Origin of the sequence: Acinetobacter sp. BIGb0102 (assembly GCF_003815055.1) — a bacterium.
GTDB classification, from domain to species: Bacteria; Pseudomonadota; Gammaproteobacteria; order Pseudomonadales; family Moraxellaceae; genus Acinetobacter; species Acinetobacter vivianii.
The window spans coordinates 36,324-55,778 of sequence record NZ_RKQE01000013.1 but is presented as its reverse complement, the minus strand read 5'-3'; the positions used below and the strand labels follow the sequence as shown (position 1 = coordinate 55,778).

General features: G+C 40.3%; 16 protein-coding genes. 3 read left to right on the top strand and 13 right to left on the bottom strand.

The window, feature by feature from the left end:
• Window positions 1-19: 19 nt before the first annotated feature.
• Window positions 20-1,555 (top strand): alkaline phosphatase, encoded by a 1,536-nt coding sequence (locus tag EC846_RS11485; protein ID WP_123775251.1) that lies wholly within the window; start codon window positions 20-22, stop codon window positions 1,553-1,555.
• 72 nt (window positions 1,556-1,627) lie between these two features.
• Window positions 1,628-2,278 carry a hypothetical protein gene (locus EC846_RS11480; RefSeq protein WP_123775250.1) on the top strand — a complete coding sequence of 217 codons (651 nt, stop codon included), beginning with the start codon at window positions 1,628-1,630 and terminating at the stop codon, window positions 2,276-2,278.
• A gap of 100 nt (window positions 2,279-2,378) precedes the next feature.
• Here EC846_RS11480 and EC846_RS11475 read toward each other — a convergent pair whose 3' ends face one another.
• The 4 genes from EC846_RS11475 to tatA all read right to left on the bottom strand — a co-directional run bounded on the left by EC846_RS11475 (window position 2,379) and on the right by tatA (window position 6,187).
• Complete coding sequence (locus EC846_RS11475; RefSeq protein ID WP_123775249.1) at window positions 2,379-4,568, bottom strand: PhoX family protein; 2,190 nt, start codon at window positions 4,566-4,568, stop codon at window positions 2,379-2,381.
• A gap of 165 nt (window positions 4,569-4,733) precedes the next feature.
• Window positions 4,734-5,519, bottom strand: coding sequence for a twin-arginine translocase subunit TatC (gene tatC / locus EC846_RS11470; RefSeq protein WP_123775248.1), 786 nt, complete (start codon window positions 5,517-5,519; stop codon window positions 4,734-4,736).
• Window positions 5,516-5,959 (bottom strand): Sec-independent protein translocase protein TatB, encoded by a 444-nt coding sequence (gene tatB, locus EC846_RS11465; protein ID WP_123775247.1) that lies wholly within the window; start codon window positions 5,957-5,959, stop codon window positions 5,516-5,518. The genes tatC and tatB overlap by 4 nt, the downstream gene beginning before the upstream one ends.
• 12 nt (window positions 5,960-5,971) lie before the next feature.
• Window positions 5,972-6,187 carry a Sec-independent protein translocase subunit TatA gene (gene tatA / locus EC846_RS11460; RefSeq protein WP_004775807.1) on the bottom strand — a complete coding sequence of 72 codons (216 nt, stop codon included), beginning with the start codon at window positions 6,185-6,187 and terminating at the stop codon, window positions 5,972-5,974.
• Between the two features lie 151 nt (window positions 6,188-6,338).
• Between tatA and EC846_RS11455 the strand changes: the two genes are divergently transcribed.
• The gene (locus EC846_RS11455) at window positions 6,339-7,226 is read left to right on the top strand and encodes a permease (protein ID WP_123775246.1); all 888 of its coding nucleotides are present in this window, start codon (window positions 6,339-6,341) and stop codon (window positions 7,224-7,226) included.
• Between the two features lie 17 nt (window positions 7,227-7,243).
• On the opposite strand, the gene rdgB is transcribed toward EC846_RS11455, so the two are convergent.
• From rdgB to EC846_RS11410, 9 genes are all read right to left on the bottom strand, one after another.
• A complete protein-coding gene (rdgB, locus tag EC846_RS11450; RefSeq protein WP_123775245.1) occupies window positions 7,244-7,867 on the bottom strand; it encodes an RdgB/HAM1 family non-canonical purine NTP pyrophosphatase in 624 nt (207 codons plus the stop codon).
• Between the two features lie 59 nt (window positions 7,868-7,926).
• The gene (locus EC846_RS11445; RefSeq protein WP_123775244.1) at window positions 7,927-8,472 is read right to left on the bottom strand and encodes a hypothetical protein; all 546 of its coding nucleotides are present in this window, start codon (window positions 8,470-8,472) and stop codon (window positions 7,927-7,929) included.
• A gap of 140 nt (window positions 8,473-8,612) precedes the next feature.
• Entirely contained in the window at window positions 8,613-9,200 is a 588-nt protein-coding gene (locus EC846_RS11440; RefSeq protein WP_004775802.1) for a tetratricopeptide repeat protein, read from the bottom strand.
• A complete protein-coding gene (gene metW / locus EC846_RS11435) occupies window positions 9,197-9,790 on the bottom strand; it encodes a methionine biosynthesis protein MetW (RefSeq protein ID WP_004775800.1) in 594 nt (197 codons plus the stop codon). The genes EC846_RS11440 and metW overlap by 4 nt, the downstream gene beginning before the upstream one ends.
• A complete protein-coding gene (metX, locus tag EC846_RS11430; RefSeq protein ID WP_069576775.1) occupies window positions 9,790-10,950 on the bottom strand; it encodes a homoserine O-succinyltransferase MetX in 1,161 nt (386 codons plus the stop codon). The genes metW and metX overlap by 1 nt, the downstream gene beginning before the upstream one ends.
• Window positions 10,951-11,374: 424 nt before the next feature.
• A complete protein-coding gene (leuA, locus tag EC846_RS11425; RefSeq protein WP_123775243.1) occupies window positions 11,375-13,072 on the bottom strand; it encodes a 2-isopropylmalate synthase in 1,698 nt (565 codons plus the stop codon).
• A 460-nt stretch (window positions 13,073-13,532) separates the two neighbouring features.
• A complete protein-coding gene (locus tag EC846_RS11420; protein ID WP_213071313.1) occupies window positions 13,533-14,216 on the bottom strand; it encodes a Fe2+-dependent dioxygenase in 684 nt (227 codons plus the stop codon).
• A 104-nt stretch (window positions 14,217-14,320) separates the two neighbouring features.
• Window positions 14,321-16,618, bottom strand: a complete 2,298-nt coding sequence (locus tag EC846_RS11415) for a TonB-dependent receptor (RefSeq protein WP_123775241.1) — start codon at window positions 16,616-16,618, stop codon at window positions 14,321-14,323.
• Window positions 16,619-17,129: 511 nt separating this feature from the next.
• Window positions 17,130-19,304 carry a TonB-dependent receptor domain-containing protein gene (locus tag EC846_RS11410; RefSeq protein ID WP_123775240.1) on the bottom strand — a complete coding sequence of 725 codons (2,175 nt, stop codon included), beginning with the start codon at window positions 19,302-19,304 and terminating at the stop codon, window positions 17,130-17,132.
• Window positions 19,305-19,455: the final 151 nt, after the last annotated feature.

Genomic DNA, 19,455 nt, shown 5'->3' with positions numbered 1-19,455 from the left:
CAAGAACTGGAGAAACATAATGCTAAAACAATTTAAATCAGGTTCGTTAAGTCTGAAAGCTTCCGCTCTAATGGTTGCATTAATTGCTACAAGTACTGGCGTACAAGCTGCGGGTGAAGCCAAGAATGTCATTTTCTTTTTAGGAGATGGTATGGGGCCAACCGTCATTACAGCAAGCCGTATTTATGGTTATGGTGAAGCTGGTAAATTAACCATGGATACTTTACGCCGTACAGCGCGTATCAAAACCTATTCAGAAGATGGTCAGACGACAGATAGTGCGCCTTCTATGGCTGCCTATATGACGGGACAAAAAACACGGAATGCAGTGATTGGTATGACACCTGGTACAGTTCCTGTGAGCCCTAGTTCTGGCCGTGCGGCTGATGGAACGCGAGTCTCTGGTGCAGTCAATAATTGTCCTACACCAGGCTCTAGTATTGCGGCGGGCAGACCTGCAGAGACTATTTTAGAGCTAGCTAAAGCAAATGGCATGAAAGTTGGGGCTATCACAACAACTGAATTAACTCATGCCACACCAGCAGCAACATTTGCGCATGTTTGTCATCGTGATGCCAAATATGAGATTGCACGCCAGCTTATTCCGGGTGGTGAGGGATATAATAATAAGCTTTTAGATGGTGTTGATGTATTGATGGGTGGAGGACGTAATCACTTTACGCCATACCATGCCGATAATAATTCAAGAGGTCGGATTGATGGTCGTAACTTATTGGGTGAACTAAGCGCAAAAGGCTATACGATTGGGTCAACCAAAGCAGATATGGCTACTGCTCCTTTAAACAAAAAATATATTGGTTTATATACAGACAGATCACATCTTGCTTATGATCTTGACCGCATCAATGGGCGTGCGCCAAATGAACCAAGTCTGGCTGAAATGACAGCGAAGTCAATTGATATGTTACAGGCACAGAGCGGGGATAAAGGATTCTTCCTGATGGTTGAGGGTGGACGTATTGACCATGCTTTACATGGCACCAATGCGAAACGTGCTTTGCAGGATACTATTGCTTTCGATAATGCAATTAAGACAGCAATTGATAAACTGAAAAAAACAGATCCTGAACTTAAGAATACGTTAATTGTCGTAACTGCTGACCATGATCATACAATGACTTTTAATGGCTATACTGCACGTACAGGCAAAACGACTCCAACCAATCCAGGTATTTTAGGATTAAGCTATAGTTATCAGGAAGCGAAGCCTACAGATACGAGAGCACGCGTTTTAGAAGATGGCAAAAGACATGCGCCTAGCCTTGATGTAAATGGAAAAACCTCTACAACGCTTGTATTTGGTAATGGTGGCGGACCACGACTAGCATCACGTATTGATATTACAGATGCTGAAGCAGCCGCAGATGATTATTTGCAGGAAGTTGGGGTAAAACTGGGTGGTCCTGGGTCAGAAACGCATGGTGGTGGTGATGTGATGCTATTTGCCGAAGGAGCAGGCTCTTCTCTATTTAGAGGGACGCGTGATAATACTTGGGTTTTCAGTAAGCTAAAAGAAGCATTAGGTTTTAAATAATGCTTTGATTTTCATAATATTGCAAGGAACCTCAGCTAATATCAGCTGAGGTTTTTTTATGTAGGAAATAATATGCGTCTTGTGATTGGTTCAATATTACTTACGTTAGGGATAACATCTTTGCATGCAGCACCTTTATTGAGTGCCACGATTACACGTGAGACCCAAACAATTGGTAATGATGGTGTGACACGTACCAGCGTGTTTCAAGAGCGGATGTATCGTAATAATCAAAATATCTGGATCGAAAGGGTACTACCCAAACAACATACTCATAAACCACATGAGCATGGACACAAGCACTTAGATTTAGCTGAAGCAGCTCAGCATTACTTTATCAATAATAAAAAACAACCAGAACTGAAATTAATTTTAACCGAGGATAAAACTGTCGTACATTTACAAGATGCAGATATTGAAATGCTAGGTTTGAGTAGCTGCTGGAAATGTGTTTATTCTCTAATTGATCCGAATACCTTAAAGAATATGACTGTCATTAAAAAGGATAATAATAGCACTTGGTATGAATCTAAAAATAAAAGAAATAAAATGAGTATTGAATGGGATAATCGCAACAATATTGCTAAAAAAGTGGATATACGTAGTCTCGATGGCAAGCGTTATGACACGCTTAAAGCAAATATCCAACAGGTAAATATTGTCGAGCCATGGAAAAACTACAGTAAGTTCAAAAATAAAGATTATGCGGATTTTGGCGATTAATAAATAGTCGTGTTCATTTGGCTGAACGCTTTGATTTAAAAAAGTAATAGAAATAAAAAAATGCCGACATAGAGTCGGCATTTTTGAATGGATCGAGGGATTAACCTGCGATTACACCGCCATCTTTACGTGTGATGACGACTGTCGCTGAACGTGGGCGAGCAGTTGTATCACTTGGATTGGTTTGTGTTGCAGGCCAGTGACTATTTGGTGTTGCATAGTCCGCTGAGTCTTCACCCGGATGTTGCACATTAATGAAAATGGCTTTGTAATCTGGTGTCATCGCAATACCTGTAATCTCACACTCTTTTGGCCCAGTCAGGAAGCGACGGAGTGTATCATCAGTTACTTTTTTCCCAACGAGTGTCTCTGTGCCATTTGATGTTGTGGCTTTAACACCATCACCAATCTGACCCGGTAATGCAGCTAACATCATACAGTTGGTTACATCTGTATAAGCACCGTCATCAGTTTGAATCCAAAGCACACCACGCGGGTCAAACCACATACCATCTGGGCTAGATAAATCGTTATTATCTGTCAAACCTGAAAGATTGATATTTGACGCCATTGATGCTTCTGCACCAAATAAGTAAATATCCCATTTGAAGCTTTCAGCCGTGGTCAGGTCACCCGTTTCGCGGAAACGGATAATATGACCATTTACGTTGCCCTTTTGAACTTTTTCGTTGTTATAAAGGTCTTCGTAAGCACGTGGGTTAGCTGCATCTGTTGGATAGCTTGAACCGCGGTTCGAGTTATTGGTTAAAGTGACGTAGATTTCGCCATTTTCTGGATTTACCGTACACCATTCTGGACGGTCCATTTTGGTTGCGCCAACAGAATCTGCTGCTAAACGCGCAAATGTAACAACATCTGCCTGTGAGCTAAATGGATAAACGGTGTTGCTTTGATCTAATCCATTTTTTCCATAACTTAATTCGATCCATTGACCTGAACCATCGTTATTGAACTTGGCAACATAAAGTTTGCCAGCATTCATGTATTTGTCGCCAGCACGGTAACCGCCATTTACATCTTTCGTATCCCATTTCGCATCAGATACAAATTTATAGATATATTCACCGCGTGAGTCATCACCCATATAGAAGGCAAGTGGTTGGCCTGCAACTGCACGGCATGCGCTATCTTCATGAGCGAAACGGCCTAAAGAAGTACGTTTCACTGGGTTTTGGCGACCATCAAACGGATCAATTTCAACCATCCAGCCAAATGTATTTGGGCCATTACGGTAGTCTGAGCTTGCTGTATCCGTTTTTACATCTGCATTCCAGCGGTCATATAAATCTTGTGACTCTACACCGCCTTTTGCTGTTTCCCATGCGTAGCGTGAGCTTGAGCCAGCTTTTAAACCATAACGTTTTAAAGCAATGATTTCTTCTGGACGGCGCAACGCATCATCGCCAGTACTACGAACAAAATAACCGATAAAGTTTTCTTCAGTCGTCAGGTATGTGCCCCACGGTGTATAACCATTACCACAGTTATTGTGGGTACCACGTGTTTGACGGCCAGCAGGAGAATATCCTGTTGCCAGTAACGTTGAACCAGCTGCAACGCCCGCAAAATCCATCACGGTAGAACCAGTGATACGACGGTTGAAAACCGAATTTTTAACAACTTCGACTTTCTGGGTGGTTTGGTCTTTTTTAATTTCTATGACTGACACGCCGTGTGCATTTACTTCACGAATGACTTCATCTTCTGGACGACGACCATCAACTTTGGTTGGGCCTTTAGGATGTAAGAAGGTTGGGTTGATGTATTCATGGTTCATGACCAATAAACCACGATCAGATACACTTTCGTCGAAACGTTGTGTTGCTGCATTCAGGCCAAAAAAGTGCATACCGTCATGGCAGTCACCTGAGCGGAACTGGAAGCTTGGGCCAGAAGGAATGTTGTTGTCATCCCACTCAGGATAAGCAGGGTTAATTGAATCACCCAAAGCATATAAAACAGTGGCTTGATAGCCTTCAGGAACCGTTACGATATCATTTAGGTTTTTTGCAACCGCATTAAATGTTAATTTTTCTGGTTTTTTATCTGGATTGGTCGGTGTCGTTGGCGTTCCATTATTATTTGAATTATCGTCGTCATTACAGCCTGTTAATGTTGATGCAAGTGTTAATGCAACAGCCCCGCTTGCCGTTTTGCTAATTAAGCTACGACGGCTAATATGTTGTTCTAGAATATCTCTGAAATGGATGTTGTCAGATGTATTGTTGTCCAACTCTTGATCTTCATGATATGGCGATAGCTCGGTCATGGAAAATTCCTAAATAATGACAGTTGTTCTAAAAGTTTGCCCCCCATAAACTTAGTGTTTTAATGTGACGAAGCATTGACACTTGTATGACAGATTTGTGAAAAATCAATGGATAAATGACAATAAAAAAACAGGTCTGAGACCTGTTTTTAAATTTAGTTTTACTTATGCTGTTTTTCTTTTTTCGATTATTTTTCCGAAGAATAAGCCCAACTCAAATAAGAGCCACATAGGAACAGCGAGCATGATCATCGAAATTGCATCGGGCGGTGTAACAAACATGGCAATAAAGAAACAACCCACGACAATAAAGCGTCTTTTCTCAATCAGACTTTGTGTACTGACGACACCAATCAGAATGAGCAGAAGGGTAATTACTGGAATTTCAAAGGTTAAACCAAAGACAAGAAATAGCTTTAAGCAAAATGCCAGATAGCTATTAATATCTGTCATTGGTGCAACAGTTTCAGGCGATACGCTAATAAAGAAATGCAGAATTGAAGGGAGTGCAATGAAATAAGCAAAAGCAATCCCTGTATAAAATAAGGTAATACTGCTCAGTAATAGGGGAATGGCCAGACTTTTTTCTTTTTCATATAACGCAGGTTTTGCAAAAGACCAGATCTGGTAAATGATAAAAGGCATTGCCAGCATCAAGGCCACAAAAAAATTCAGTTTAAATGGCGCCATGAATGTTGCAGTTACATCTGTGGCAATCATCGATGAGCTTGCAGGCAGTTGTGCTCTTAAAGGCTCTGAAAGTAGTTGATAAGTGCGATTGGCAAAAGGCAATAAACAAAAGAATAAAAGTAGTAATATTCCAACAATCTTAAAGAGATGTTGGCGAAGAATCATCAAATGCTTGGTGATTGGCATCTCTTCCAGCGGAATGTCTTGCTCGTTGTCATTCAAGTTTGAATGAGGAAGTTGAGATGTTGTGGGTGCACTCATACGGCCACCTTTAATTCAGGAATCGAGAGAGTTGGATCGATTTGAGGAATTGGGTCAGTGAACGTGACATGCTGTGTAAGATAGACTGAAGATCGTGTCGCCGTTAAATAATGATAATGTGGATGTTGTATTGTTTTTTGCAGTTGCGTTGCAGTTTCTGCTTCTAAACTGATATTTTTTTGCTGTTCTAACTCGGCGATTTGAGCCTGCATTTTTTGTTCTAGCTCAGTGATTCGCTGCATTTCCTGCTGCATCTGTTCTCGTAGCTCCGAAAGACGAAGTTCACGATCAATATCATTCTGAACATTGCTGATCATACGTTTTATTTTTGCATACCACTTACCAGCAAAACGAGCTGCTTCTGGCAGCTTATCTGGCCCAAGCACGAGTAAAGCGATAATGCCGAACACAAAAAGTTCGGACATTCCAATATTCAGCATAGTCGTACTCGCTTAGCTTTTTACCGAGCTTTCAGTATTTTTAACTTGAGCATCAATGGTGCGAGGTTCATTTAAAGGTGCTGCAACTTCATCTTCTTTCATCGATTTTTTGAAGTCTTTAACCGCGCCACCGACATCTTTACCTAAGTTCTTAAGCTTCGATGTACCGAAAAGTAGAATCACCACAATTGCAAAAATCAGCACATGCCAAATCGATAAACCAGCCATAACTTTATTCCTATAAAACTTTGGATATATCTCAACAGCTAGGCGTGACAAAGATGTGACACTTATATTGCAGTTTTAAGACAAACATCGGCACAACCCAAAACAGTGCTAGCATATACAGCTGCCAAATAAGCGATCAAAATTAGATAACATGACTTTTATTCTTCCGCTCAGTGCCTTCATTTTCGGCTTGTTGCTTGCTCAATTTGAGCTTGCAGAGAAGTGTAAGAAAGTCTTGTCATCCTTATTGGCGCGGTTATTTATTCCAGTTGTGATTATTTACAATATGGTGTTTTATCAGGCAGGAAGTTTTGCGCTGATTCTGTTTAGTTTTCTCTCTTCCATTATTCTGTTTTATTTATTTGCTTATTATTCAAAAGATCGTTTACAAGCGCTGTGTTTTAGCTATAGCAATATCGGCTGGTTAGGCTTTCCATTTGCCATTGCCTTATTTGGTGAACAGGTCAGCGCTGCCATGATTGCGCTATATATCGGTGGTTCATTATTTGGTAATATCTGGGCAGTTGCTGCCGTTTCAGAAGGACCGACGAATCATCTCGCGACGCTGCATAAAGTTATAAAGTCACCGCCTGTACTTGCCTTATTGATTGCCTTTATCTTGTGGCTTCTAGGAGTTCAGCGCCTAGAAGGAAATATGCTATTAGAAGGGATATATGAGATTGCCAAGTTTGGGATGAGCTTTGCTGGCATGTGTATTTTAGGAATGTGGCTGAGGCATACTCGGGTACATTTTGCAGATCTACTTTTAAGTACGCGTACGCTGATGTTGAAATTATTGTGTGGTGTGCTGATCTGTGCCATGACTTATTATTTGATTCCGATTTCCCAACTTAAGTTATTGCTCCCAGTTTTATTCTTCTTATTCTGTTTGCCACCAGCCGCCAATATTGTGGCTTTAGAAACGCATTATCAGGGTACTGGTGTTTCAGCCCGATATATTGCGGCCGGAACAATGATGAGCTGTTTGGTTATTATTGTGTATGGCATTTTATTGCATGTAAAAAGTGCCCTCATTTAGGAGGGCACTTTAGTATTTTAAACTAGACTTGCTTTAAACAGCTGCATTGCTTGCCCACGATGGCTGATCTTATTTTTCTCTGCCTTGCTCAGTTCAGCACTCGAAACATTGAGTTCAGGTAGCCAAAATAAAGGGTCATAACCAAAGCCATTTTCGCCACGAGCTGCCTCTAAAATCTCACCTTTCCAAATGCCTTGGAAAATTTGTGGAAGTGGATCTTCTGTATGAGTAACGAGCGCGAGTACGCAAACAAACATGCCTTCAATCACTTCGCCATCTTTACGGAAGGGTGCGAGATCGGCTAACAGTTTTTGGTTGTTGGCAGCATCATTGCCGTGTTCGCCTGCATAACGTGCAGAGTAGATGCCTGGTGCACCACCTAGAATTGGAACACAAAGTCCAGAGTCATCTGCGAGGGCTGGTTTGCCCGAAAGTTTAGAGGCATGGCGTGCTTTGATAATGGCATTTTCAACAAAGCTGAGACCGTCTTCGATCGCATCTTCAATATCCAGTTTGCCTTGAGGAATGATTTCAACAGGAAGGTTGAGTTGCTGAAAGAGGTGTTCAAATTCGACAACTTTGCCTTTATTGTTACTTGCAAGAACAAGACTGCCTTGGTTGAGCCATGATTGGGTAGACATGAGTTAAACCTATCTAAATTTTGCGTATTTTAACGTATTTCTAGAATGAAATAGCTGAATTATGAATATGAATGAATAGAGCATTTTTTCCGATTAAAAATGATTTGGGCGGTATAGTTTTCTGTTTCAATCAAAGATGTCTTTTGAGGGTGCTTGCTTTTGCAATCAAAAGTAATACTTCCAAAAATTGAAGGAAAATTGAGGCTGATATACGCGATGGGATAAAAATGCTTTTGGGAATGAAAAGGGAGCTGAAAATGAAACTGATTATTTGGCTTTGATGATGTTTCACTGATTTCTGTATCTGTATTTTTTCTGAATACTGGTAGCATTAAGATCGTTTCACGTTGTAGATGGGTCGTGATAAATGGGAAAAAGTAATCAGACTCATATGTCGCATAAGCAGTTGAATTTAACTTTTCTAACTCTTTCATGAAATCGCTTTGGGTATAGCCATTTTTATAAGAAGTAATTTGAATCGAGAAAGTTAATATTTGAGAATGATCAAAAAAGAATGGTTTTAGCATCTGAAATATAATGATGCCACTCACTATAAAGAAAATACTTATATAAATTGAAAGTTTAAATTCATTTCTATTAAGCATTAAATTTCTCTTCTTTATACTTATTGACTTAGCAGCAAATTAGCCTGAGGGTTTTTATTTGATATTGACCAAGATTATCGTAATAAAAAACCGACTTTCACAAGTCGGTTTTTTATTACGCTCAATACATATAAAACAGATTATTGCGCTTGAATCCATTTATCAGCACGGTCACGTGCAGTACGGATCTGATCTTGAGTCAGGTTAGCTGCCAAAGCAGTTTTTTTACCTTCAGAAAGTTTGATCACTTTGGTATCGAGCATGCCATCACGGGTTGAAAGCTCATACCACTGATAAGCACCCATATAGTTTTTCTTTTGCTCTTCCATCATTGCAAGATTAAAGCTGGCACGGTTATCACCATTACTTGCCGCTTTCTCGAAATAACGACGCGCTAAAGCTTCATCTTTCTTGGTACCAATACCATCGGCATACATACGGCCAACATTCAACTGTGCTGCAGATAAACCTTGATCCGCTGCGGCCTTGAATAAAGCAAATGCCTGTTTCTCATCTTTAGCAACGTCTTTACCGTACTGGTAACGGGTTGCCAAATAAAACTGTGCCCCAGCCTGACCAGATTTCGCTGCGCTTTGTAAACCATTGATATCCATCACTGAATATCGCGCTGCCTGTGTTGCTACCGATTGTGGTTGAGCAACATAGTCAGCGTGCGCTTGTATACTGATCAGACCAAATAAAAATGTGCTGATTAATGTCTTTTTCATAGAGCGCTCACTCGATAAATTGCGACTTCACCAAATAGGTTCGGCATATGCTTACTGAGCATACTACCTTGTTGGTCACCATTAACGGCAAGTCGATTAATAATTTTAATCCGGTTCTCAGCACACAAGGCTTCAAAATCGCGGAAAGTACATAAATGAATATTCGGGGTGTTATACCACATATAAGGTAAAGCTTCCGAAACAGGCATTTTCCCTTTCAATGCAAGAAAAGAACGCGTCTTCCAATGCGCAAAGTTTGGAAAAGTAATAATCGCCTGTTTGCCGACACGCACCATATCACGAAGTAATACATCAGGTGCATCTACAGCTTGCAAAGCTTGTGCCATAACCACAGAGTCAAAAGACTGGTCGGCAAAGCGACTTAAACCAAGGTTCAAGTCCTGTTGGATAATATTTAACCCCCGACTGATGGCAATTGCAATCTTTTCTTGATCAATTTCTAGCCCATAGGCACGAATATTGTGCTGTTTGCTCATATGAGCCAGCAATTCACCATCACCACAGCCTAAGTCTAACACGCTAGAGTTCGGGTTAATCCATTTTTCGGCGAGTTGTTGATCTATACGCATCAGTGCTGCTCCTGTCGTGTCGATTTCAACTGTTGTTCTCCACCTAAAAATGCCCGTAGTGTTTTCACATAGAGTGGAATAGGGAACAAGAAAGAGTCATGGCCTTGTTCAGCATCAATATCCAAGTAGCTGACAGGCTTATGATTATCAATTAACGCATCCACCAGTTCCTGCGAACGACTTGGACTAAAACGCCAGTCCGTGGTAAATGAAATCACCAAAAATTGGCATTTCGGCTTACTCATGGCCTTTGTTAAAGAATGCTCATATTCACGGGAAGGGTCAAAATAATCCAGTGCCTTGGTCATAATCAAGTAAGTATTTGCATCGAAATTGCGACTGAATTGTTCACCTTGGTAACGCAAATAGCTTTCAACCTGAAATTCGACATCGAAACCATACATAAATTTGCCTGACTTGAGGTCACGACCAAATTTTTGCTTCATGGCTTCTTCAGACAAGTAGGTGATATGACCTACCATACGTGCCAGAATCAGGCCACGTTTTGGATAGCTGTCATTTTCCAGATAACGTCCATGATGAAAGTCTGGGTCTGACAGGATTGATTGGCGTGCAACTTCGTTAAAGGCAATATTTTGAGCTGATAATTTTGGTGCGCTGGCAATAACGGCACATTTTTTTAGGCGATCAGGATAGTCTAGTGACCATTGCAAGGCTTGCATGCCCCCTAAAGAACCACCAATCACAGAATACCAAACCTCAACACCGAGTCGGTCAGAAAGCATGGCTTGGGTTTTGACCCAGTCGCGCACGGTAACCAGTGGAAAGTCTGGACCATAAGGACGATTTTCATTTTCAGGGTTGGGTGAGGTTGGTCCTGTAGAGCCACTACAGCCCCCGATATTATTTAATGAAACAACAAAGAAATGGTCGGTATCAATTGCTTTTCCAGGGCCAATACAGCTATCCCACCAGCCAGCTTTTTTATCATCTTCATGATGGTAGCCTGCGGCATGGTGATGTCCTGAGAGTGCATGACAAATCAGAATAGCATTTGATTTATCTGCATTGAGTGTTCCATAGGTTTCAACCATTAAATCAAAACGTGGTAATACTCGACCACATTCAAGTTCTAGAGGTTGTTCAAATTGAAACTTTTGTGGTGTGACTAAACCCACTGAATCCGATGGAAAAGACACTGGAATCGTTCGCCTTATATAAAGTTTGAATCAATAAACAGAGTTCAATTGAATCTCTCGTTACTTGAAATCATTGGTTTTAATAACGGAGTCCTGCCGAGTTGTTATCCAGTTCTAGGATAAACTTTCAGTTAGACTTACTTTGGTTTCGCCCAAAGTAAGCAAAGGCCTCTTGCGCTGCTATAACCGCAGCTCACCACAAAACCTGTTCATTTCTTGCATTTTTCTCATTCTATCGCAGAAAGAGCATCTTACAAGCACCACGCAGGTTGTGGATGACATTTCCGAGTATCTGAGTTTAAACGAGAAATTATATTCAATCTCAATGAAACTAAAAGGATACCAATTCAGGTATCCTTTCAAAAGTCATTTTTTCTGATATTACAACTCAGCTTTACTGACGATTATGTGATATTTCACTCATCTAAACGGCTGCAGCAGCCACCTGATCTGTGGTCAACACACCTTGCTCAATCAAACGGTTGGTACATGCAATAATGGCTTCAATTGATGAGGTCACAATGTTGTCATGTACGCCAGCACCGAAGGCACTCTTACCTGTACCTTTCACTTGAAGTTCAATCAAGGCAAGGGCTTTGGCATTGGCACCTGAACTGATGCTACGCTCCTCATAGTTCACAACATCAATTGGTAACTGTAAAGCATTCAACATGGCTGAGATCGGACCATTGCCTTCACCGCGTAGGCGTTGAATTTCGCCGTCAATTTCAACGTCTAATTCAATGATTTGTGTACCATTAATATCCGACAATTGATAATGCTTGGTGTGATAATGACTGTTTTTTACATCCACGTAGGTTTTTTCGAATAAAGACCAGATTTCATGGGCGCTGATTTCAGTACCATTTTCATCGGTATGTTGCTGTACGATCTGGCTGAATTCGATTTGAACACGACGTGGCAAGGCAACGTTGTAATTCGATTCTAACAAGTAAGCAATACCGCCTTTACCAGATTGGCTATTCACACGGATCACAGCATCATAGTCACGACCTAAATCTTTAGGATCGATTGGTAAATAAGGCATATCCCAGATTTCTTCGTTTTTCTGGAATTCGAAGCCTTTCTTAATCGCATCCTGATGTGAACCAGAGAACGCGGTAAAGACTAAATCACCAGCATATGGATGACGAGGATGCACAGGTAAACCAGTACATTCTTCAACTGTTGCAATGACTTCATTGATATTGGAGAAGTCCAAGTTTGGTGCAACACCTTGGGTATACATGTTCAAGGCAATTGCAGCAACGTCAACATTACCCGTACGTTCACCATTACCAAACACACAGCCTTCAACTCGGTCAGCACCAGCCATAATTGCTAACTCAGACGCTGCGATACCGCAACCACGGTCATTGTGACAATGCACAGAAATAATCACGCCATCACGACGCGCCAAGTTACGGTGCATCCATTCGATTTGATCGGCATAGACATTTGGCGTTGAAACTTCCACGGTTGCAGGCAAGTTCAAGATGACTTTATTGGTCGGAGACGCTTCCCAAATCTCAGTCACAGCATCGCAAACTTCTTTGGCAACTTCTAATTCTGTTGCAGAGAAACATTCAGGACTGTATTGGAAAATCCATTCTGTTGCAGGGTATTGCGCTGCATATTCTTTGACTTTAGTTGCTGCATTAATTGCAAGCTGCTTTGAGCCATTGGCATCAACATTCAAAACTTTCTTACGGAATGTTGGAGAGTTTGAGTTGTAGATATGCACGATGGCACGTTCTGCACCGACTAATGCCTCAAAAGTACGTTCAATCAAGTGATCACGTGCTTGCACCAATACTTCGATATACACATCATTAGGGATCAAATTTTCTTCGATTAGCATACGGGCGAAATCGAAGTCAATTTGAGAGGCAGAAGGGAAACCAATTTCAATATGTTTAAAGCCAATCTTGACCAACATTTTGAACATTTTTAATTTTTGATCCATGTTCATCGGTTCAAAAATTGCCTGATTACCGTCACGAAGGTCAGTACTCATCCAGATTGGCGCTTGATTGATTTCATTATTTGGCCATTGGCGATCTGGTAAATCGACGCGTTGGTACATACGGCGGTATTTTTTGCTTGGGTCAGCCAACATCATGAGATAACTCCTTGTCGTAGCATGGTTGCTGAGTCAAATAAAAGGCAACGTGCTACAAATATATATGGTGTCTATAAGAATTAATTTAAAGCGAATTTGGGGATCGAGTGCCTAAAAATGTAGGCAAAAAATTTATACGCGCGCGAGGCGCAGCATCAGGAGAAGAGCAGCAGTGAGATGTGTTGTATGAGACGGTTGGGTAAAGCCGCGATTTGTTTTCATCATCTACCATTCGTATGGGTTATTTAATTTTGCAGTTATATTAATCATCTAACTGTGATCAGTCTAGGCGAAAATACAGACGGCTGCAAAGGTCTATAAAACATTTTAAAGACAATGAGTGGAAAATATTTCCCTGTTTTTTGCGCTATTTTAATTTTAATGGGGAAAATTTCCCGTAATTTTAATGATTAGAGATAAAAAAATTAATTTTATCTCTATAGCCTGAAAAGTGTACGAATTAGAGTTCAGACCACATCCGAGTCAGATTGTGGTAAATATTGGTGAGTTTCATCACTTCTGGATAAGCATCGCCATGAGTTTTACGCAATTCACGGATACTTTCATCTAGTGTAAACAATAGGTGGCGCTTACTATCGTCCCGAATCAGGCTTTGTACCCAGAAGAATGAAGCGAAACGGGTGCCAGAGTTAATACTACTGACTTCATGCAAACTGGTTGATGGATAAAGCACGACATCACCAGCAGGAAGTTTAATCTCATGGTAGCCATAAGTGTCTTCAATGACCAGTTCACCACCTTCATATTCTTCTGGTTCGCTCAAGAACAAGGTGCATGATAAATCAGTGCGGATTTGTTCAGAAGAACCACGAATCAGACGAATCGAGTTATCGACATGGAAGCCAAAGCTTTCAGACTCATCATAACGATTGAATAAGGGTGGAATAATTTTATGTGGTAATGCTGCGGCTTGAAAAAGTGGATTTTGCCAAATTGCTTTAATTACAATCTCGCTAAGTGCATGGGTCAGCGGATCTTGTTCTGAAAGTTGTTGATTTTGTTTCACTGAAGCAGAGAGGGTACCCGCAGTCACTTTCCCACCCACCCAATTTGCATCTGCCATTAACTGGCGGAACTCTGCAACTTGTTCTTTGCTTAATACATTGGGAATATGATGGATCACGGTGAACACCTTTTGAATATTTATTGCATTTGTAAAAATAGCCTCATGACGAGGCTATTTTATATGAACTAAGTAGAATGCCGTAAAGTTATTATGGCTTTTGCTTAGTATTTAAAATTAACAGCAAGTACCGCGTTACGACCATTACCTTCAAATGCATAATGTGCAGCATGTGCGCTGGTAAAGTAACGTTTATCACCAATGTTATTTACGTTAAGTTGTAAATTCACATTTTTGTTTACATCATATTTTGCCATTGCATTGTAGATGGTATACGTTGGCAAAAATTTAGGTGCTGTCGTGTTTACAAACACTTGATCACGATATTCTGCGCCCGCACCTAAAGTTAAGTTTGGTAATACTTTATACGTTGACCAGAGAGTTGCACTGTTTTTCGCAACGAATGGAAGCGGTTTACCTTCTTGAGCGACTGCGTTATAAGCTGCTTTAGTGATTTCGCTGTCTAGGTAACTATAACCTGCAGAGATATCCCATTTATTGGTAATTTTGCCGTTTAAGCTTATTTCAAATCCATCTACTTTACTTTCGCCAGCATTAGTGGTTGTGGTTGGATCAATTTGAATACGAGTATTTTGCTTTTCTGTACGGAAAATAGCTGCGGTTAAATTGGCACGTTCATTAAATAAGTCCCATTTGGTTCCGATTTCAAAAGTACGTGCTTCTTCAGGTTTCAGGTTATTCACAATATCTGTTGTACCTAAAGCATTATCACTGCTATCACCTTCTGCTAAAACTCCGACTGGGTTTGCAGAGGTGGCAAAACTTGCATAGATACTACCAGCTTCAGTTGGCTTAAAAACTAAACCTGCTTGGTAGGTAAAGAAGTCAGCATCGCTTTCGTATTTAGTACCTTTAGAAATATCAACGACAGAGGTATAAGCTCTATTCGCATCTGTTTTGTAAACATCTTTATTGTATTTCTTCTCAGTATCAAATTTGTCCCAACGAACACCTAGGTTAAGTAACCATTGTGGATTAAATTCAATACTGTCTAGAGCATAAACAGAGACAGTACGGCTACGTGTTGTTGACTGACCTTTGATGCTGCCCAAACTGTCAGTAAAGCTACCATTGCCTGGATTATTTAAACTTGTACACCAGCCATTTGACGTAGCGGAAGCCGCGTCACAGCCACTGACATTCGAAGAGAGAATGGTTGAAGTTGTCTGGCCGGCAGCATTGGTAAAGGTATGCATACCCTGATCGGTATTTTGATAGCTCCACTCAGTGCCTACATTAAATGAATGTTTAAACGTACCAGTGTTGAACTTACCTCTTAAAGAAAGCTGATCACTATAAGCATCGGTATCGAGGATGCGGCTTAAAGCGCGGCGAGCGATTGTACTGCGGTAAATATTGCCATTTGAGTCATCTGCATTGGTATAAACATAGTCTGACTTAGATTTGTTGTAAGTCGCCACGTTTGACAAAGTTAGATTTTCGTTGAAATCATGTTCTAACTTGAAGGTACCAATATGATTTTCACGCTTGTCAAAATCACGGTCTTTCCAGCCGTAGTAAGTTCCAGCTTTTACACTAACGGGACGTCCATCGCCTGGGTTAAGTGTGACGCCCGCAGGGGCACGCGTTGGATTATTGAATGGAATGCCAGCATCTGGTTCATCATTACTGCGTAAATAGTAATAGCTAAATGTACCGCGAGTTGCTGTATCTAAGCCAAAAGCAAGACTTGATGCGAGACCTGCACGAGCAAATTCTGCGCCATTGTGTTGACCTGCTTTTTCATTTTCATGACCCATAACGACAACACGACCTGCGATACCGTTACCAAAGTCTTTATTTGCATCAAGCTGGATATGGCGATAGTTATCTGTACCCCCCTGAATACTACCTTGATAGACATCACCTTGATGAGCCACTTTAGGGACAAGATTGATACTACCACCAACGCTACCACCACCACCGAGTGCAGATGAAGAGCCTTTGATGACTTCAACCTGTTCAATGGCAAACATATCGCGGCTTTGTGAGGTGGTATTACGGACACCATCTACATAAATTGATGATTGACCGCTGTAACCACGGATATAAGGCATATCTGTAAATGGTGTACCACCTTCACCAGCCCCTAAAGTAATCCCTGGCTCATAACGAAGTGCTTCGAGTAAGGTATTTGAGTTGGTGTCTTTAAGCAGTTTTTGCGACAGAATAGAGACTGATTTTGGTGTGTCTTTAAGAGGTGCAACAAATTTTGCATTTGCAGACTGGTCAACTTTTAAAGATTCTTCCTGAGTGGCATGCGCATGAATTGTTGGGAGTTGAACGGGCTGTTCTTGTGCAAGAGCAGGTACTGCAATGACAGAAAGTGATGATGCAATTGCAGAAGAGACAAGTTTCTTCCGTGATTTAATAAAAGACATGAGGCACGCCTAGACTGTGTAAAAATTTATGCAAAGAATAATCATTCTTATTTCTATATTCATTTGTTTGAAATTGATTTTTTCAATCTCTTAAGCTTCTAATTATGGAAATATGAATAAAGTTTTGTTCTGAAATGTAGTTAATTTGTTGATTTTTTTCTTTAATCTGTAAAAACGATTGTGTTTTAAAGATTAACTTTTAATTTAGATTTTGTGATTTTTTTCATTTGAATGAAGCGGGTTTTAATTTTTTTATATCTAGTCAATATGAAAACTTTTGAATATCAGCTTGTTATTTTTAATGGAAAAGAGAAGTGGGAGTAAAAGTTAAAAGCTAATGAATATGATCGAACGCTCGGATTGAAAAGTGATCGCAGTTTTAACGTTTAGATTATTTTTCCCAGTGTATAAATATTGACTAAGCTATGACTTTGTAAAGCATGGTGTGATGTGGAATAAGTATAAAAAAACCTGCATGTGCAGGTTTTTTTTATTACAGCTTATAGATTATTTAGAAGTCATAAGATACAGATAACCAGTAGTTACGGCCTGCTAGATAAGTACCAGACATCCCTGAACTAATTTGCATATAGTCATAATAAGAAGCGGGATTACCATTGGCATCAATATATGAGCCATTGCTGCTAAAGTCTTTGTCGAGCAGGTTGTTCACTGAACCATTGAAGCGTAATTGATCATTGACACTGTAACTTGCACCCAGATTAAATAAGTTATAACCCTTTAATTTATTGTTGGTTGCATTATAAATAATAGCGGCATCACCAGCGGTTTGCTCTGTATTGTAGCGCTTACGGTCTGACTTATATTCATGTTGTAACCATACATCAAATGCATCATTAATGTGAAAGGTTGAAGTCATATTAAATGCATTTTTAGGGACATTACTCAGATAAGAACCTTTGTTTTTACCTTTGGTAATTTCTGATTCCATGTAGGTGTATGCAGCTTTAATATCCCATTCAGGAATAATGCTGTATTTCAAGCTGAGTTCAACACCTTTGGTTTCAGCTTCATCTGCATTAATTTTTTGTGAAAAAGTATCCTGAGTGATATGCGATCCATAGCTCACACAACCTAGTTGATTTGGGTTTGTTGCAGAGAAACAGTTCAGTAATTCAGGCCCCTCAGTAATCAGGTTCTTAATCTTATTAAAGAATGCTGTCGTGGTCAGGTCTAAATTGCCATTGTTATAGTTGAAACCTAGCTCATAGTTAGTTGATTCTTCAGGTTTTAAGTTAGGAGAGCCAACATTAAATGTACCTCCCTGATTTCCTACACTAATAACACCATTGTGAAGGTCTTTTGCAGAAGGAGCCTTATAACCTGTACTGACACCACCCTTAAATGTAAGTTCGTCATTTGCATTCCAAACGAGGTAAGCGCGTGGGCTAAATTGACCACCGAAACCTGAGTGATCCTCATAACGACCACCGAACGTAAAGCCAAGTTTATCTAGGATACGCCATTCATCTTCTGCATAAACAGAGAATGAGTCTTTTTTGAATGTTGCACCAAGACCAGCAATATCATCTGCAATTTCAGCTTCTTTATATTCAGCACCGACAGTAAGTTTGTGATCTGCAATTGGTAAAATGACATGCGAATCAGCAACAAAATCAGTATTTTTTAATGTACGGTTCTGACCTGCTGAAGCATTCCCTGGGAATGTATTTCTAGGAATTGTGCGACCAATTGTTTCAGTTTTAGTCTGGCTGACATAAGAATTCCATTGACCAAAACTATAGTCACCATTATGACCGACAGCAATTTGGTCTCGTTTGAATTCTAGCTCGTCTTTATAGCCATTAGCACGTTCTGGGGTATCCAATGTACCTAAGCGGTTGTCATCATTTTTATAAGTTTGACTTGAGTGAAAACCATCAATCCAGAAGCTATTTTGATCATTTAACTTAAATGATAGTTTTCCACCAACATCATAAATATCTGCTTCACTTGGACGTGGATCACGGCCTGAAGTGCCTGGCACACGTTCTGACTTTTGGCGATCTAAATAAGAACCACGTAACTGTAGACCTAGCTTATCTTGAATAATTGGACCATTTACGACAACGCTGGTTTTCCATGAATCGGCTTCGCCACCATGTTCCATCACATTGCCGCTGACGGTGACATTACCATTCCATTCATTGCTAATTTTTTTGGTAATAATGTTAATTACACCACCCATCGCTTCTGAACCATAGCGTGTTGCCATTGGTCCACGAATCACTTCAATACGCTCGATTGAAGCCAGTGGAGGTAAAAAGCCATTTGCCGATTCGCCAAAACCATTTGGAGTCACATCAGAAGAGGTGGTTTGACGGCGACCGTCAATCAGAATGAGGCTGTATTCATTGCCTAGGCCACGCATTTTAATATTTAAGCCTGAGGTTTTTCCAATACCATCACGGATATCGATGCCTGGCACATCCGAAAGTAGATCTGCAATGCTGGTCGCATTTTTCTTTTCAATATCTTCTTTAGTTACAACGCTAATAGAAGCTGGTGCGTTTTTAATATCTTGTTCGAAGCCAGAAGCTGATACCACAATGGTTGCAAGCTGGTGTGTATTGGTGTTTTCAGATGTTGTTGTATCAGCAAAAGCCGAAGTGGTCATTGCCCCAAGTAATGCAAAAGAAAGCGGGGATAAATTAAATTTACTCATAACTAGAGTTCCAAAGCTGGACGAGAAAAATAGAAAAGTGCTCAAAATCAGTGCGAATTATAGTGATAATATTTATCATTAACAACAAAAAGTAACATTCAATTTAAGATTCATTTAAGAAAACTATGATTTCGAACAAAATGAAAAATAT

Coding starts and splice junctions, on each gene's coding strand:
- EC846_RS11485 (WP_123775251.1), top strand. CDS start 20: ATGCTAAAACAATTTAAATCAGGTTCGTTAAGTCTGAAAGCTTCCGCT.
- EC846_RS11480 (WP_123775250.1), top strand. CDS start 1,628: ATGCGTCTTGTGATTGGTTCAATATTACTTACGTTAGGGATAACATCT.
- EC846_RS11475 (WP_123775249.1), bottom strand. CDS start 4,568: ATGACCGAGCTATCGCCATATCATGAAGATCAAGAGTTGGACAACAAT.
- tatC (WP_123775248.1), bottom strand. CDS start 5,519: ATGAGTGCACCCACAACATCTCAACTTCCTCATTCAAACTTGAATGAC.
- tatB (WP_123775247.1), bottom strand. CDS start 5,959: ATGCTGAATATTGGAATGTCCGAACTTTTTGTGTTCGGCATTATCGCT.
- tatA (WP_004775807.1), bottom strand. CDS start 6,187: ATGGCTGGTTTATCGATTTGGCATGTGCTGATTTTTGCAATTGTGGTG.
- EC846_RS11455 (WP_123775246.1), top strand. CDS start 6,339: ATGACTTTTATTCTTCCGCTCAGTGCCTTCATTTTCGGCTTGTTGCTT.
- rdgB (WP_123775245.1), bottom strand. CDS start 7,867: ATGTCTACCCAATCATGGCTCAACCAAGGCAGTCTTGTTCTTGCAAGT.
- EC846_RS11445 (WP_123775244.1), bottom strand. CDS start 8,472: ATGCTTAATAGAAATGAATTTAAACTTTCAATTTATATAAGTATTTTC.
- EC846_RS11440 (WP_004775802.1), bottom strand. CDS start 9,200: ATGAAAAAGACATTAATCAGCACATTTTTATTTGGTCTGATCAGTATA.
- metW (WP_004775800.1), bottom strand. CDS start 9,790: ATGCGTATAGATCAACAACTCGCCGAAAAATGGATTAACCCGAACTCT.
- leuA (WP_123775243.1), bottom strand. CDS start 13,072: ATGATGTTGGCTGACCCAAGCAAAAAATACCGCCGTATGTACCAACGC.
- EC846_RS11415 (WP_123775241.1), bottom strand. CDS start 16,618: ATGTCTTTTATTAAATCACGGAAGAAACTTGTCTCTTCTGCAATTGCA.
- EC846_RS11410 (WP_123775240.1), bottom strand. CDS start 19,304: ATGAGTAAATTTAATTTATCCCCGCTTTCTTTTGCATTACTTGGGGCA.